This window comes from Maricaulis maris MCS10 (assembly GCF_000014745.1).
GTDB lineage: Bacteria > Pseudomonadota > Alphaproteobacteria > Caulobacterales > Maricaulaceae > Maricaulis > Maricaulis maris_A.
The window spans coordinates 147,200-160,888 of record NC_008347.1; the positions used below are offsets into that span (position 1 = coordinate 147,200).

The 13,689-nt window shown below is 62.0% G+C and carries 13 protein-coding genes and 1 tRNA gene; 9 read left to right on the forward strand and 5 right to left on the reverse strand.

Annotated features, from left to right (window positions below):
• Window positions 1–80 precede the first annotated feature (80 nt).
• On the reverse strand, window positions 81–557 hold the full coding sequence (gene soxR, locus MMAR10_RS00765; RefSeq protein ID WP_011642087.1) for a redox-sensitive transcriptional activator SoxR: 477 nt from the start codon (window positions 555–557) through the stop codon (window positions 81–83).
• Window positions 558–637: 80 nt separating this feature from the next.
• Here soxR and MMAR10_RS00770 point away from each other — a divergent pair, with 80 nt between their 5' ends.
• From MMAR10_RS00770 to serA, 6 genes are all read left to right on the forward strand, one after another.
• Window positions 638–1,003 (forward strand): VOC family protein, encoded by a 366-nt coding sequence (locus MMAR10_RS00770; protein ID WP_011642088.1) that lies wholly within the window; start codon window positions 638–640, stop codon window positions 1,001–1,003.
• A 64-nt stretch (window positions 1,004–1,067) separates the two neighbouring features.
• Window positions 1,068–2,144 carry an aromatic ring-hydroxylating oxygenase subunit alpha gene (locus MMAR10_RS00775; RefSeq protein ID WP_011642089.1) on the forward strand — a complete coding sequence of 359 codons (1,077 nt, stop codon included), beginning with the start codon at window positions 1,068–1,070 and terminating at the stop codon, window positions 2,142–2,144.
• A gap of 23 nt (window positions 2,145–2,167) precedes the next feature.
• The gene (locus MMAR10_RS00780) at window positions 2,168–3,514 is read left to right on the forward strand and encodes an APC family permease (protein ID WP_011642090.1); all 1,347 of its coding nucleotides are present in this window, start codon (window positions 2,168–2,170) and stop codon (window positions 3,512–3,514) included.
• Window positions 3,515–4,338: 824 nt separating this feature from the next.
• Window positions 4,339–6,147 carry a translation elongation factor 4 gene (gene lepA / locus MMAR10_RS00785; protein WP_041636663.1) on the forward strand — a complete coding sequence of 603 codons (1,809 nt, stop codon included), beginning with the start codon at window positions 4,339–4,341 and terminating at the stop codon, window positions 6,145–6,147.
• Between the two features lie 73 nt (window positions 6,148–6,220).
• Window positions 6,221–6,751, forward strand: coding sequence for a peroxiredoxin (locus MMAR10_RS00790; protein WP_011642092.1), 531 nt, complete (start codon window positions 6,221–6,223; stop codon window positions 6,749–6,751).
• 134 nt (window positions 6,752–6,885) lie between these two features.
• The gene (serA, locus tag MMAR10_RS00795; RefSeq protein ID WP_011642093.1) at window positions 6,886–8,106 is read left to right on the forward strand and encodes a phosphoglycerate dehydrogenase; all 1,221 of its coding nucleotides are present in this window, start codon (window positions 6,886–6,888) and stop codon (window positions 8,104–8,106) included.
• Here the strand turns inward: serA and MMAR10_RS00800 are convergent.
• The 3 genes from MMAR10_RS00800 to msrA form a co-directional block, all read right to left on the reverse strand.
• Complete coding sequence (locus tag MMAR10_RS00800) at window positions 8,103–8,816, reverse strand: DUF4386 domain-containing protein (RefSeq protein WP_011642094.1); 714 nt, start codon at window positions 8,814–8,816, stop codon at window positions 8,103–8,105. The two genes, serA and MMAR10_RS00800, sit on opposite strands and share 4 nt — an antisense overlap.
• A gap of 117 nt (window positions 8,817–8,933) precedes the next feature.
• Window positions 8,934–9,608, reverse strand: a complete 675-nt coding sequence (locus tag MMAR10_RS00805; RefSeq protein WP_011642095.1) for an HAD-IB family phosphatase — start codon at window positions 9,606–9,608, stop codon at window positions 8,934–8,936.
• 88 nt (window positions 9,609–9,696) lie between these two features.
• The gene (msrA, locus tag MMAR10_RS00810) at window positions 9,697–10,350 is read right to left on the reverse strand and encodes a peptide-methionine (S)-S-oxide reductase MsrA (protein ID WP_011642096.1); all 654 of its coding nucleotides are present in this window, start codon (window positions 10,348–10,350) and stop codon (window positions 9,697–9,699) included.
• A gap of 272 nt (window positions 10,351–10,622) precedes the next feature.
• Here msrA and MMAR10_RS00815 point away from each other — a divergent pair.
• Together MMAR10_RS00815 and MMAR10_RS00820 are read left to right on the forward strand one after the other, a co-directional pair.
• Window positions 10,623–10,712: transfer RNA gene (locus MMAR10_RS00815), tRNA-Ser, on the forward strand.
• A 108-nt stretch (window positions 10,713–10,820) separates the two neighbouring features.
• A complete protein-coding gene (locus tag MMAR10_RS00820) occupies window positions 10,821–12,527 on the forward strand; it encodes a site-specific integrase (protein ID WP_011642097.1) in 1,707 nt (568 codons plus the stop codon).
• 136 nt (window positions 12,528–12,663) lie between these two features.
• Here MMAR10_RS00820 and MMAR10_RS15895 read toward each other — a convergent pair whose 3' ends face one another.
• Window positions 12,664–13,011, reverse strand: coding sequence for a helix-turn-helix domain-containing protein (locus MMAR10_RS15895; protein ID WP_011642098.1), 348 nt, complete (start codon window positions 13,009–13,011; stop codon window positions 12,664–12,666).
• A 114-nt stretch (window positions 13,012–13,125) separates the two neighbouring features.
• Here MMAR10_RS15895 and MMAR10_RS00830 point away from each other — a divergent pair, with 114 nt between their 5' ends.
• On the forward strand, window positions 13,126–13,623 hold the full coding sequence (locus tag MMAR10_RS00830; RefSeq protein WP_011642099.1) for a hypothetical protein: 498 nt from the start codon (window positions 13,126–13,128) through the stop codon (window positions 13,621–13,623).
• Window positions 13,624–13,689 lie beyond the last annotated feature (66 nt).

Genomic DNA, 13,689 nt, shown 5'->3' on the forward strand with positions numbered 1-13,689 from the left:
GCCTGATTGGAACGAGGCCGGCGGGGCAAACTGCCGGCCTTTTTTCTTGCCGGCCTTTTTTGGGCTGCGATGCGGGCGGATCAGTCCGGCGGGTCTGTCACCCCGAAATGCGGGCCGGCGCCGAGGCCGGCGAGGCGGTCGCGCGGATTGTAGAGCTGGCAGGCCTTCAGCGACAGGCAACCGCAACCGATACAGCTGTCCAGCCGCCCGCGCATTCGTGTCAGTGCTTCGATCTGCTGGTCGAGCCGGCCCTTGAGGCCGGTGCTGATCCGGGCCCAGTCGGCCTGGGTCGGCGTGCGCCGGTCGGGCAGGGCGGTGAGGGCTTCACCGATCTCACGGATCGTCAGCCCCAGTTGCTGGGCGATCAGGATGAAGGAGATGCGCCGCACATCGGCGCGTTTGAAACGGCGCTGTCCGCCGGCATTCCGGCTCGGCTGGACCAGGCCCTTGTTCTCGTAAAAACGGATCGCAGAGACCGAAACGCCGGTGCGTTCAGCCAGCTGTCCGATTGACAGGGGATCGGCGGCGGATGGTGATGTGAGTTTTTTCGTTTCCAAAGCTTGACCTCAACCAAGGTTAAGCAATTATCTCACAGCCTGTCCACGCGGCCAAGCCGGTCGCAGTACAGGAGATTCCCATGACAAATGCGAAGCTTGAACACGTCAATGTGACGGTCAGCGATCCCAGGGCCACCGCCGGGCGCCTGACCGAATGGTTCGGCTGGCAGGTGCGCTGGCACGGTCCGGCAAAGAATGGCGGCACCACCTATCATGTCGGCAACGAGGACAGCTATGTCGCCGTTTATGCCTACGCCAAGCCGACTGAGACACCGACCGGGCGCCTCAACCATATCGGTGTCCTGGTTGATGATCTTGACGCCGCCGAAGCGCGGATCACCGCCAGCGGCATTCACACCCACTCCCATGCCGACTACGAGCCGGGCCGGCGTTTCTACTTCGACGATCCGGACGGGATCGAGTTCGAGGTGATCAGCTACGCCTGATCGGGCGGGCTCGTGGTCGGCGGAGTTTGTTGGCACGATGGGCGGATGCGGCTAGCGTCCGTTCATGGATGACGCATCGGCTCCCATCACCGGCGATCAAGCCGACCCGAAACGCCCGCTCGCGGCCGCCCGGGCGCTCGATCCGGTCCGTTATGTCGGGCCTGAGGCCTTGGCGCTCGATCAGCGTGAGATCCTCGCCCGCGGCTGGCAGGTCGTGGCGCCGGTTTCGGCCCTGGCCGGGCCCGGTGATCACATCGTGCGCGAGATCGGCGGCGTGCCGATCCTGCTGGTGCGCAATGCGGCCGGGCAGCTCAACGGTTTCCTGAATATCTGCCGCCACCGGGCCGGGCCGCTAGCCCTTTGCGATGGCAAGGGCGCCAAGCGATTGCGCTGTGCCTATCACGGCTGGGCCTATGATCTGGACGGGCAATTGCGCACCGCGCCGGAAATGCAGGCCGCCGAGGGGTTCGACCATCACGATATCGCGCTGGCGCGGATCGAGGTCGAGGTGTGGGGCGGGCTGGTCTTCGCCCGCACCAGACCGGGGCCAGGCTTTGCAGAGATCATGGCCGGCATGGATGCGATCGCGGACACCGCCGAACTGGCCGGGCTGCACCATCACCATTCCCGCATTTATGACGTGGCCTGCAACTGGAAAGTCTATGTCGATAATTATCTCGAAGGCTATCACCTGCCCTTCGTCCATCCCGACCTGACCCAGGTCGTTTCCTATCCCGATTACACGACCGAGCTGGGGCGTTACTGGTCCCTGCAACGCTCGCCGGTCGACGCCGAGACCGAAGCCTATGCGGCCGGTGAGGCGCTCTATTTTTTCATTTATCCCAACACCATGCTCAATATCCTGCCGGGCCGCATGCAGACCAATCGTGTGGTGGCCAATGGGCCGGACGCCTGCCGGGTCGAATTTGATTTCTACTATGCCGACGGTGAAGCCGGTCGGGCCGAGGCCGATGACGCCTTCTCCGACAGTGTCCAGGACGAGGACCGCATGATCTGTGAACACGTCCAGAAAGGCCTCGCCTCAGGCGCCTACCGGCCCGGTCGGCTCTCGCCCGACCAGGAGGCCGGCGTCTGGCACTGGCACAATCTTTTACGGGATGCCTACGCCAATTCCGGCTGACAGGCTCCGGTCCGGGGGGACAGATGAGCGACACCACCAAGGAAGAGACAAAGACGCTGGCCGGGAAACCGGCCCACAATGCAATCGGTTTCTGGGGCTGTTGGTCTCTCGTCGTCGGCATCATGATCGGATCGGGGATTTTTCTCCTGCCGTCCGTGCTCGCGCCCTATGGCCTGATCGGGTTTTCCGGCTGGCTGGTGACCGCCGGCGGTTCGATTCTGTTGGCGCTGGTTCTCGGTCGGCTGTCACATCGAACCACCCGGACCGGCGGGCCCATCGCCTTTGCCCATGACGCCTTTGGCGATCTTACGGGCTTTCTGGTCGCATGGGGGTATTGGGCGTCATACTGGATCGGCATGCCGGCCATCGCGATTGCCTTTGTCGGCTATCTGACAGTGTTTGTCCCGGCTCTGGAAACATCGCCCATCTTGCAGATGGGGTGCGGTCTGGCCCTGATCTGGGGGCTTGGCCTTGTGTCCCTGCACGGCATTCGCGATGCGAGCTTCGTGCAACTGGTCATGACCATCCTGAAGTTGATCCCGATCTTCATTGTCATCGGCATCGGGTTTGTGGCCGGTGATGTCGCCAACCTGCCCGCGGTCAATCCGTCGGGTGGCAATTTCCTGTCCGTTCTGGCGATAACCGCGCTCCTGACAATGTGGGCCTTTGCCGGCCTGGAATCCTCGACCGTCCCGGCAGGCGATGTACGTGACGCCGCCACAAACGTGCCGCGTGCCACCATCATCGGAACGGTCACGGTCGCCGTAGTCTATATCGCCGCAACCGCGTCCGTGATGCTGGTCGTACCAGCGGCCGACCTTGCCAATTCCACCTCCCCATTCTCCGACGCCGCTCGCATTCTGGGGCCCTGGGGTCCCGGACTGATCGCGGCGGGGGCTATGGTCTCCACTGCCGGAGCCCTGAACGGGACGATCCTTCTGTCAGGCCAACTGCCGATGGCGGTGGCGCTCGACAGGCTGGCACCGGCTGCCCTTGGTCGCCGCAACAAGGGAGGTGCACCGCAACTATCCCTGCTCCTCTCGCTGGGGCTGGGCTCGATCCTGCTGGTGGCGAACTATTCCCGCGGTCTCGTTGGCGCTTTTACTTTCCTGCTGATGATGAGCACTGTCTGCCTGCTCCTGCCACTGCTGGTCAGCGCACTGGCCGAGCTCAAGCATTCCTGGCGCTCGGCCCGTGGCTGGGCGATCATTGCCCTGGCTGCCGGCGCCTATGCTGCCTTCGCCGTCCTGGGCTCCGGCCTCGAGGTGTTGGCCTGGGGCGGTGTGCTGATCCTGGCCGGTCTGCCGGCCTATTGGTTGGGCAAGCCGAAGGCGGTGACAGTGTCTCGCCCGGACCAGGCGAAGGGGTGAGGGTGGCGTCTGGGTCTCATGCTTTTTTGTCATCCCGGGCGCAGCCCTGACTTGATCAGGGCGAAGATCCGGGATGACAAAATTTTGCGCCTTTATCCCCGCCATGCGCCCCTTTCCTTCTCCCTTGGGAGAAGGTGGCCGGAGGCCGGATGAGGGGGGATTTCTCATGCGCTCACCGGGATTTACCCCTCACCCTGGCCCTCTCCCAGGGGAGAGGGAAAGTGAGCTCAGCGAAAAAATCCGGAAAACTAATCCTCCCCCCTTTTGCGCCATCGCATAATCCTTCCCGTTCCCAGGCCATCTTGAGGCCCGGATTGGTTATCCGGGGGCGTGGGGAGGACGGAGCTCGTCCGGTTGGGTGGAGTTGACCACCACCTGACCCGGCGTGGCCATCGGCAGGACGGCGGCACAAAGCTCGACCGTTTGATCCTGTCGGTTTCGAGACGGGACCCGTAAGGGACCTGAGTAAATCTCCGTGTGCGAGGTGCCCCCGGCGCCACCCACGAACACTTCCATAGCTAGGCACCGGCAAGGCACCTCGCACCCCTCTACTGCCCAAACCGCCAGGTGGAAACACCGTGGCGCGGGCAAACCTGTCGATCACTTCAAACATCAAGAAAGGAGACCTCTTGGCCCGCCTTCCCGCCCGCCCTTCGGGCATTGCGGTCTGACGCGCTCCGCGTCGCCAGGCGGGCGGGAGGGCCGCTGAACGTCGGACAGGTAGAATTAGCGCGAATAGCGGCGCTAATTCTACCTGTCCCCATTTCGCTCAAACAGCCTATCCCGCTTGGCCAAACCCGTTGTCGATGCTACCTGCCCGCTCCATGACCATAGATCCGTCCCTCATCCGCAATTTCTCCATCGTGGCGCATATCGACCACGGCAAATCCACGCTGGCCGACCGCCTGATCCAGGTGACCGGCGGACTGACCCAGCGCGAGATGAAAGAGCAAGTGCTCGACAATATGGAACTCGAGCGTGAGCGCGGCATCACGATCAAGGCCCAGACCGTGCGTCTCGACTACACGGCCAAGGACGGCAAGACCTATGTTCTCAACCTGATCGACACGCCCGGACACGTTGACTTCGCCTATGAGGTCAACCGCTCGCTGGCCGCCTGTGAAGGCTCTTTGCTGGTCGTCGATGCCTCGCAGGGCGTCGAGGCCCAGACCCTGGCCAATGTCTATCAGGCGATCGAGGTCAATCACGAGATCGTACCGGTGCTCAACAAGATCGACCTGCCGGCCGCCGAGCCGGAGCGGGTCAAGGAGCAGATCGAGGATGTGATCGGGCTGGACGCCTCTGATGCCGTGATGATCTCGGCCAAGACCGGCCTGGGTATCGAGGATGTGCTGGAAGCCGTCGTCACCCGCCTGCCGCCGCCCGCTGCCGGCGACCCGAACGGGCCCCTGAAGGCGATGCTGGTCGACAGCTGGTATGACCCCTATCTCGGCGTCATCTGCCTGGTGCGGGTCATCGAAGGCACGCTGAAGAAGGGCATGAAAGTGCGCCTGATGGGCACGGGTGCGACCTATCCGGTCGACGGTGTCGGCGTGTTCCGGCCCAAGAAAGAGGCCATCGACAGCCTCGGTCCGGGCGAGCTGGGCTATCTCAACGCCTCGATCAAACAGGTCCGCGATGCCCGCGTCGGCGACACCGTCACCGATGACCGGCGTCCCGCCGACAAGGCGCTCACGGGCTACAAGCCGGCCCAGCCGGTGGTCTTTTGTGGTCTTTTCCCGGTCGACAGTGCCGAGTTCGAGGATCTGCGCGAGGCGATCGAGCGGCTGGCCCTCAATGATGCCTCCTTCTCCTACGAGATGGAGACCTCGGCGGCGCTCGGCTTCGGTTTCCGCTGCGGCTTCCTCGGCCTGCTGCACCTGGAAGTCATCCGCGAGCGTCTCGAGCGCGAATACAATATCGAGCTGATCACCACGGCTCCGTCGGTGGTCTATCGCCTGCACATGAATGATGGCAGCGAGATCGACCTGCACAACCCGGCCGACATGCCGGATCCGGTCAAGATCGACACCATCGCCGAACCCTGGATCAAGGCGACCATCCTGGTGCCGGACGAGTATCTCGGTGGCGTGCTGAAGCTGTGCCAGGACCGGCGCGGCAACCAGGTCGAACTGACTTATGCCGGCAATCGCGCCCTGGTCGTCTATGAGCTGCCGCTCAATGAAGTCGTGTTCGACTTCTATGACCGCCTGAAATCGATCTCCAAGGGCTATGCCTCATTCGACTATCAGTGGATCGAGGACCGCGTCGGCGATCTGGTCCGCATGTCCATCCTGGTCAATGACGAGCCGGTCGACGCGCTGTCCATGGTCGTACACCGGGCGCGGGCCGAGCTGCGGGGCCGGGCCATGTGCGAGAAGCTGAAAGAGCTGATCCCGCGGCACATGTTCAAGATCCCGATCCAGGCCGCCCTGGGTGGCCGCATCGTCGCCCGCGAAACCCTGTCCGCCCTGCGCAAGGACGTGACCGCCAAATGTTATGGCGGCGACGCCAGCCGCAAGCGCAAGCTGCTGGACAAGCAAAAGGCCGGCAAAAAGAAGATGCGCCAGTTCGGCAAGGTCGAAATCCCGCAGGAAGCCTTCATCGCCGCCCTGAAGATGGATGATAATTGATCGGGGCTTGCCAAGTGAGGCAGACGCCCCATCTTTGTTGCCAGACAGACGGCATCAACCGGGGAGTTTCCTGATGCGCCATATTCTTGCTGCCAGCCTAGCCGCCACCATGGCCCTTGCGGCTCCAGCCCTTGCCGAGCTTGACCCCGGCGATGCCGCGGCTGATTTCACCGTGTCCGGCTTCCAGGCCGGTGAAGCGGTCTCCTTCCATCTGGCCGAGGCCCTGGCGACAGGTCCGGTGGTGCTGTTCTTCTTCCCGGCGGCCTTCACCTCGGGCTGTGAAGCCCAGGCGGCGGCCTTTGCCGAGGCGATTGACCAGTTCACCGCCGAAGGCGCGACCGTGATCGGTGTGACCGGCGGCAATACCGACCGTCTGGCCGAGTTCTCGACCCAGCATTGCGCGTCGGCATTCCCGGTCTTCGCAATCGAGGAGGGGATGGCCCGTGACTATGATGCCCGCATGATGATGCGTCCGGGCTGGACCAATCGCACCTCCTATGTGATCGATCAAAATTCGACCATTGCCTTTTCCTGGTCGGAAATGAGCCCCTATGAGCATGTTGATCAGACGCTTGCCGCTGTTCGGGCGCTGAATGTCGAATAATATTGCTTCTACGATTGTCGGGGCGGGGTCTCGTTAGCGATATCATGCGGTAGACAAGCGCAGCTGCATCGTGTTGCGGTGCGCCATGAAATGCGGCGATTCTGGCCGCGTCCACGCGCCGAGGTAATGCCGCAATGCCTGATCCCGTCCAAGCCGGTCCAGTGGTCCTGTTCGAGAATATCCATCCGGTGGCGGATGTGGTGTTCGACGCGGCCGGTTTTTCGATCGAGCGCCACGCTGCGGCGCTTGAGATCGCTGATCTCCACGCGGCGCTCGGACCGGCCCGCTTGGCCGGGATCCGCTCGCGCACCAAGATGAACAAGGCCGCCTTCGATGCCGCGCCCAGCCTTCTGGCACTGGGCTGTTTCTGCATCGGTACCAACCAGGTCGATCTCGACGTGGCGGCAGCCCGGGGTATCCCGGTCTTCAACGGCCCGTTCGGCAATACCCGCTCGGTTGCCGAGCTGACCCTGGCCTCGATCATCATGCTGATGCGCGGCATCCCGATGCGCTCAAGCGCGGCCCGGCGCGGCGAGTGGCAGAAGTCAGCGACCAATTCGCACGAGGTCCGGGCCAAGAATTTGGGCATTGTCGGCTATGGCAATATCGGCTCGCAATTGTCGGTGCTGGCCAGTGCGCTCGGCATGCATGTCTATTTTTACGACACCGAACCGAAGTTGGCGCATGGCAATGCCCGTGCCTGCGCCAGTCTGGATGAATTGCTCGAGATCTCCGACGTCGTGACCCTGCACGTGCCCTCGACCGAGCAGACCCGCAACATCATGGATGCGGCCGCCATCGCGAAGATGAAAAAGGGCGCCATCCTGATCAACCAGGCCCGCGGTGACCTGGTCGATATCGACGCTCTGGCCGGCGCCCTGGAGCGCGGCGACCTGATCGGCGCGGCTGTCGACGTTTTCCCCAAGGAGCCGGCGTCCAAGGACGAGGCTTTTGTCTCGCCGCTGCAGAAGTTCTCCAACATTATCCTCACCCCGCATATCGGCGGTTCGACGCTGGAGGCCCAGCAGGCGATTGGTGAGGATGTGTCGGGCAAGCTGGCCCGCTATGTGGCGTTGGGTGCCACCAAGGGCGCGGTCAACGTACCCGAAATCGAGCCGGGCCAGGTCAAGCCCGGCCGGACGCGTCTGTTGAGCTTTCACTCAAACGCGCCCGGCTTCCTGTCGCGCCTCAACGACGCGGTCAGCGCCTCGGGCGCCAACATCGCCGCCCAGCATCTCGAGACCCGGGGTGAATTGGGATATGTCGCTGCCGATCTGGAAGGGGACATCCCGAGCGGGTTCATCGATCACGTCCGGGCGCTCGACGGATCGATCCGGGCGCGGCTGGTGCGCTAACCGGTTGCTTCCCACTTCTGGCGACTGAGGCCGACAATCAGCAACCACCCAGCGAGAATGAATTCGGGCAATGCCGCCGACAACAAGAGCAGGCCGCCAACCCCGTCCAATGCCGGCAAGGCGAAATGGACAATGCCGAGTGCCAGGTAGCTGAACCCGGACACGCCCATCGCCAAGCCAAGAATGGCCGGGAAAAAGGGTGCCCTGAAAAGCAGCACGCCAAGACAGAGGCAGTGCAGGCCGAACAGCATGAGGGCGAGGATATAGCCCTCATTGTGGAGCGCCAGTAAGGTCAGTGCGGCCTGACCCGCCATTATGGGGTCCAGTTGTACGGCAACGGGTGAGTCACCCAGTAGAAGCAGGGGTGCGATCTGCGCGAGCAAGGCCACGGCCAAGGCGCCGCTCATGACCAGACGGATGGCCAAGGCAAACAGGGCCACACCCCGGTCGACCGGGGCCAGCAGGCGGTAGAAAGTCACTGCCAGCACGACGTCCAGACACAGGACCGTGAAATCGGCGAGAATGCCGAGGCGAAGCAGGCCCGTCTGCTCGCGGATCCGGTCGGCAGTCGCGCTGGCAGCCTGCCAGTCGATCAGTTCTCCGCGGACGGCGATCTGGGCAAAAATGCCGCACAGGATGATGGCGAGATAGGCGAGGCCCGACAGGCGGGCGAGGGTGACGGGATTGTCGGGGCGGGGGGCAGAACTCATAACGACTCCGGTTTCAGCGTGGAACATGGTGCCACACTGAAACCTGGTCGGCTGACCTGTCTTGCCGATTTGGAAATCGGCCAAACGGGAATGTCAGGCCGGCTCGCCTGCCGAGCCTCAGACGCCCAGCGCCTTGGCCAGACCGCCCACCGTGCGCACATAGCTGGCGCCTGACCACTCACAAGCGGCGACTACCACCTCGCGCTTGGCGATGACGCCAAAGCCGATGAAGCGGTCGGCGGCGCCGGCTTCGAAGGCTTCGAAATCGGTCATGCCGTCGCCGACCATGATGGTCTCATGGGCCTGTCCCGAAATGCTGTTCAGGATCTCGGCCTTGCCGCCATTGCGCGAGAGGGGATAGTCAGTATCGAGGCCGCTGACCGCCTCGCCGGTCCAGACAAAGCGGTTGGCATGGATATCGCCTTGACCAAAACCGAGATCGGTCAGGACCGGCTCCAGCAGGTCGGCAAATCCGCCTGAAATGGCGTGCAACACATCACCGCGATCGCGCAGTTTGCGGATCAGGGGAGCCATGCCGGGCGTCAGCCGCTGTCGTAATTGTTCGCCTACGACCCTCACCTGTTCGCGATCGAGGGCCGCCAGCTGCAGGCGCGCCTCGAGACTGTCGCGCAGGGCCATGCTGCCGGACATGCCGGCACGGGTGATCTCGTGCAGCCGGGCTTTGGCTGCGCCCCTGTCCTCACGCCCGGCCAAGGCGGCCTCAAGCGCCGTGTCCAGCGACTCAACACGCAGCAGTGTGGAATCCACATCAAAGGCTATCAGTCGTGTCACGCCGTCATCCTGATCATTCGAGCCGATCCGTCTGGCTCGAGTCTAGACACGCCGCTCCGGGCTGTCAGCGCTTTTGAGCCTGGTCGGATCAGGTCGGCGCGTGGCGGCCGATCGGGCAGACCACGCCGGTGCCACCAATTCCGCAATAACCGGACGGGTTGCGGGCCAGATATTGCTGGTGCTCGTCCTCGGCGTAATAGAAAGGACCCGCCTTGACGATCTCGGTGGTGATCGTCCCCAGCCCGGCGCCGTCAAGCTCGGCCTGGTAGCGGGCAGCGGCGTCATGGGCCGCCACCAGCTGTTCCGGCGTGGTGGCATAAATCGCCGACCGGTACTGGGTGCCTCGGTCATTGCCCTGGCGCATGCCCTGGGTCGGATCATGCCCCTCCCAGAAAATCTTCAGCACCTGGTCGAGCGACAACATCTCCGGATCGAAGACCACGCGGACCAGTTCGGCATGCCCGGTCGCACCGGAACAGGTTTCCTGATAGGTGGGGTTGGGCGTCGTGCCACCGCCATAGCCGACCGCCGTGTGCCAGACACCGTCGGTTTCCCAGAACAGGCGTTCCGCGCCCCAGAAACAACCAAGCCCCAGGAAGATTTCTTGCATGCCTTCCGGTGTGTCAGCCTTGATCTCGCGTCCGGTGATGGCATGGCTTGTCGTCGGCGACAGGGCGTCCGCTCGGCCTGGCAGGGCCTGCTCGGCAGGGATGATGCGTGATTTCCAGATCGGGTCTGACATGGCGGGCTCCGAAGCCTAAGAACTGGCTTCAAGATAGGTGTCCCGCTCCGAAAAACCAGTGCCGGCGGCTGCAATGACTGCCGATCCCGTCATGTCCAAGCCCCGCTTCCGGCGGTCGTTCCGGTCCGCATAACCGGCCGATTGTTTTTGGTGCCCATCATCCCGGTGCCCTCGCCCGAGAGAAGCGCTGAAAAAACTCCGACCAGAGCGCTAAAATGCTGAGCAAGACGCCTTGCCTCTGCCCGCCCGATGCGTATAGTCCGCGCCTTCGCGGTGAGGTGGCCGAGTGGTCGAAGGCGCACGCCTGGAACGCGTGTAGGCGGGTAACCGTCTCGTGGGTTCGAATCCCACCCTCACCGCCACTATTCCCAAAACCGCAAACCCCTCCAACGGTTACGATTTTGGCGTTTGGCCGCCAGGCTAAAACGTTCCTATTACCTGTTCCTATTCCTCCTGCCGGAGGCGGCCCGATGAGCGGCCGCCGGGTGCAACACCTCGTCGTGCGCGGAAAGAGCTTCCAGGTCCGGCTCTATGTGCCGGTCGATCTCCAGTCGGTCTTAGATCGAAGAGAGCTGCGCTGGTCAGTTCGAACGCGTGAGCCGTCGGTTGCGAAAAGTAGGGCGCTCAACGCGAGCCTCGCCTTTCACCGTCTCTGCGATAAGCTACGTCTTATGAAGAAGTTGAGCGTCGATGATGCCCGCGAGATCGCGCGGGCGTTCTACCAGAAACTCGCGGATAGCTATCAAACCCCGGAGCCCGTGCATCCGGCGGATCAAGACTGGCTCGACCACACCCAGGAGCAGATTGTCGAGGAGATGGTGCTGGACCTGGGGCGGGAGATCAGCAACCAGGTCTATTCTGCACCTGTGGTTACAACGGCCAGGACGGTCGCAGGCGAGGCTGGCTACGATTTTCCGAGCGAGGGAACCGAAGCGTTCAGAGCGATTTGTCAGGGCATCGCTCGCGCCCAGGTCGAGCATGCGCGCTACACGCTCTTCCGGCAGCAGGACTTGCTTAAGCCGTACGAGACGCAGGACGAACTATTCCGGGGTGGAGCCAAGGCCGCTTCATCATCCGTGTTGAATGTTGCTGAGGTGATCCAGGGTGGCCTGTCGTTGGGCGAGGCCATCGAAAAGTATGTCGCTGCGCATGCCAGCGGGCCAAATGCCTGGAAGCCCAAAACCGGAGAAGAGAAGGAGCGGACCTTCAAAATGGTTCAGGCCCTTCTGGGGGCGAACCGTCCAATTAAGCAGATCAAGACGGAGCATGTACGCGAGCTGCGTGATTTCCTCCAGGCGGTGAAGGCCAAGGCGAAGCTCAATGAAAGCCAGCCCGAAAAAATGCTGGCCAAAGCAGAACAAGACCGGCTCAACCCGAAGACCGCCGCGAAGTATTTCGGCTACGTCCGGGCCTTGTTGAGGTGGCTTGTTGCCGAGGGGTATCTGGAGGCAGAGCCGGGGGCGACCATAAAGCTGGCAACGCCAAAAGGCGGAGGAAAGAAAGCCGTCCGTCCTTTCTCCACAGATGAGCTGGATCAGGTGTTTACCTCGCCGCTCTATGCGGGTTTCAAATCCACCAACCAGCGTCATCTGCCCGGTAAGATGAAGCGGCAGGACGGGATTTACTGGATGCTCCTGCTCGGTCTTCACACAGGCATGCGGTCCGGAGAGCTACTTCAACTCGCCAAGTCGGATATCCGGTTAAACGAAGAAATTCCTTACATCGATATCAGGGGAGACCTCGACCTGAAGACCGAGGCGTCCGTCCGGCAGGTGCCAATCCATTCTAACCTGTTCAGCTACGGTTTGGCCGGTTGGCTGGCCGCACGGCCGAAACAGGCCGAGGAGAGGCTGTTCTGCGAGATCAAACTCGGTGCGGCTGGGCATCGGACCAGTGCGGCATCGAAGAAGCTCAATGGATACCTGGCACGCATTGGAGTGAAGAAAGGGCGCGAGCTGGTGTTTCATAGCTTCCGGCACGCGTTCATTGATGCGGCTCGCAGTAGCGAGGTCCCGGATGAACGCATCAGGGAGATCGTCGGGCACAAAGATACGAGCATCACCGGTGGTTATGGTCAGGGTGCGAGTTTGGCGGCCCTGATGAAGGAAATGACCAAGATCGAGTTCGGGCTAGCTGAGGCGACACGGACGCTGTTGCAGGGCAACGCGCTGAAATAGTCGGGACAGCGTTTTGGACATTTGACCTCCCCAGGCTTAGCGGGCCTGTCATGTCTCGATTTGAGACGTCTATAGGCGCGCTATGGGGCGCACCTTGGGGGGTACGGCCAATTGGACGCGCTCACGACCGACGAGCTCAACGAACGATAAGATCAATGGCGGCCGTCACGCGGTCCAGGTCGTCGTCCTCCAGCTCCTCTAAGCGGAGATGAAGGGCGCGGAGCTTCGGATTAATCTCAACGCTCGATGAGTGTGCCGGGCCGCCGAACAGAAACGCCGGATCGATCTCAAGAGCTTCAACCAGGCGGGCGAGCGCGTTGAAGGATGGGAAGCTCGTTCCCCGTTCGATGCGGCTGACCATGTCCACCGTGAGATCACTGGCCTCAGCCAGCGCGCTCTGTGTCATTCGGCGGTTGGAGCGGGCCTGTTTTAGGCGTGAGCAGAAGAGCGCCTGAAGCTCGTCCTTGGAAATCGGGTCGGTCATGTACCCGAACTAATCTTCTGGCTGTTGCGCGAACAGGTAACAAAATTCTGGACAACTTGACGTGTAAGAATATGGTTCTTTTATTCCACGATACAAGAACAGGATAAGTCTAGAATGGAACGAATGATGATGATCGTAGCTGCCACGATGGCAGCGGCTGTAGCGAACTCAGCGGAGGCTCAGGAATGGTCCGGGTGGGAATTCAATCAGACCTCAAATGCGTTTTCCGACAACGCATCCTGGTCAGTCTCGAATGTTGAGGCCAATGCTCTATCTCCGGCACAGATTGCCCTGATCTGTCACGATAGCGGGCCCGTAGGCCTCGTATTCGACGATGGTGAGATCCCTATCCCGCGGACGCCTCGCATTCAATTCAGGATCGACGAGGATGACGCCTTCTCAGGCGCATCCGTTCGAGCATCGTCTGACAGATATCTGATCGCGAACCCATTCATTGCGGAGCGCGTCGTAGAAGAGATGCGGGAAGGCGAAGAACTGGTCTTCCAGATCGGGAACAACGCACCCCGGTTCGTCTCACTCGAGGGCTTCGCGGATGCCATGCATCTGTTCGAGGAAAACTGCCCGCATCCGGTTAATCGACAGAGGCGATAGAGAGAGCATAATTCTTACCAGGAAAAAAATAAGAATATTGATCTGTGCGGTGAAATCTGTTTAGAT

Coding starts and splice junctions, on each gene's coding strand:
- MMAR10_RS00775 (WP_011642089.1), top strand. CDS start 1,068: ATGGATGACGCATCGGCTCCCATCACCGGCGATCAAGCCGACCCGAAA.
- MMAR10_RS00800 (WP_011642094.1), bottom strand. CDS start 8,816: ATGAGTTCTGCCCCCCGCCCCGACAATCCCGTCACCCTCGCCCGCCTG.
- MMAR10_RS00790 (WP_011642092.1), top strand. CDS start 6,221: ATGCGCCATATTCTTGCTGCCAGCCTAGCCGCCACCATGGCCCTTGCG.
- lepA (WP_041636663.1), top strand. CDS start 4,339: ATGACCATAGATCCGTCCCTCATCCGCAATTTCTCCATCGTGGCGCAT.
- MMAR10_RS00780 (WP_011642090.1), top strand. CDS start 2,168: ATGAGCGACACCACCAAGGAAGAGACAAAGACGCTGGCCGGGAAACCG.
- MMAR10_RS15895 (WP_011642098.1), bottom strand. CDS start 13,011: ATGACCGACCCGATTTCCAAGGACGAGCTTCAGGCGCTCTTCTGCTCA.
- serA (WP_011642093.1), top strand. CDS start 6,886: ATGCCTGATCCCGTCCAAGCCGGTCCAGTGGTCCTGTTCGAGAATATC.
- msrA (WP_011642096.1), bottom strand. CDS start 10,350: ATGTCAGACCCGATCTGGAAATCACGCATCATCCCTGCCGAGCAGGCC.
- MMAR10_RS00770 (WP_011642088.1), top strand. CDS start 638: ATGACAAATGCGAAGCTTGAACACGTCAATGTGACGGTCAGCGATCCC.
- MMAR10_RS00830 (WP_011642099.1), top strand. CDS start 13,126: ATGGAACGAATGATGATGATCGTAGCTGCCACGATGGCAGCGGCTGTA.
- MMAR10_RS00820 (WP_011642097.1), top strand. CDS start 10,821: ATGAGCGGCCGCCGGGTGCAACACCTCGTCGTGCGCGGAAAGAGCTTC.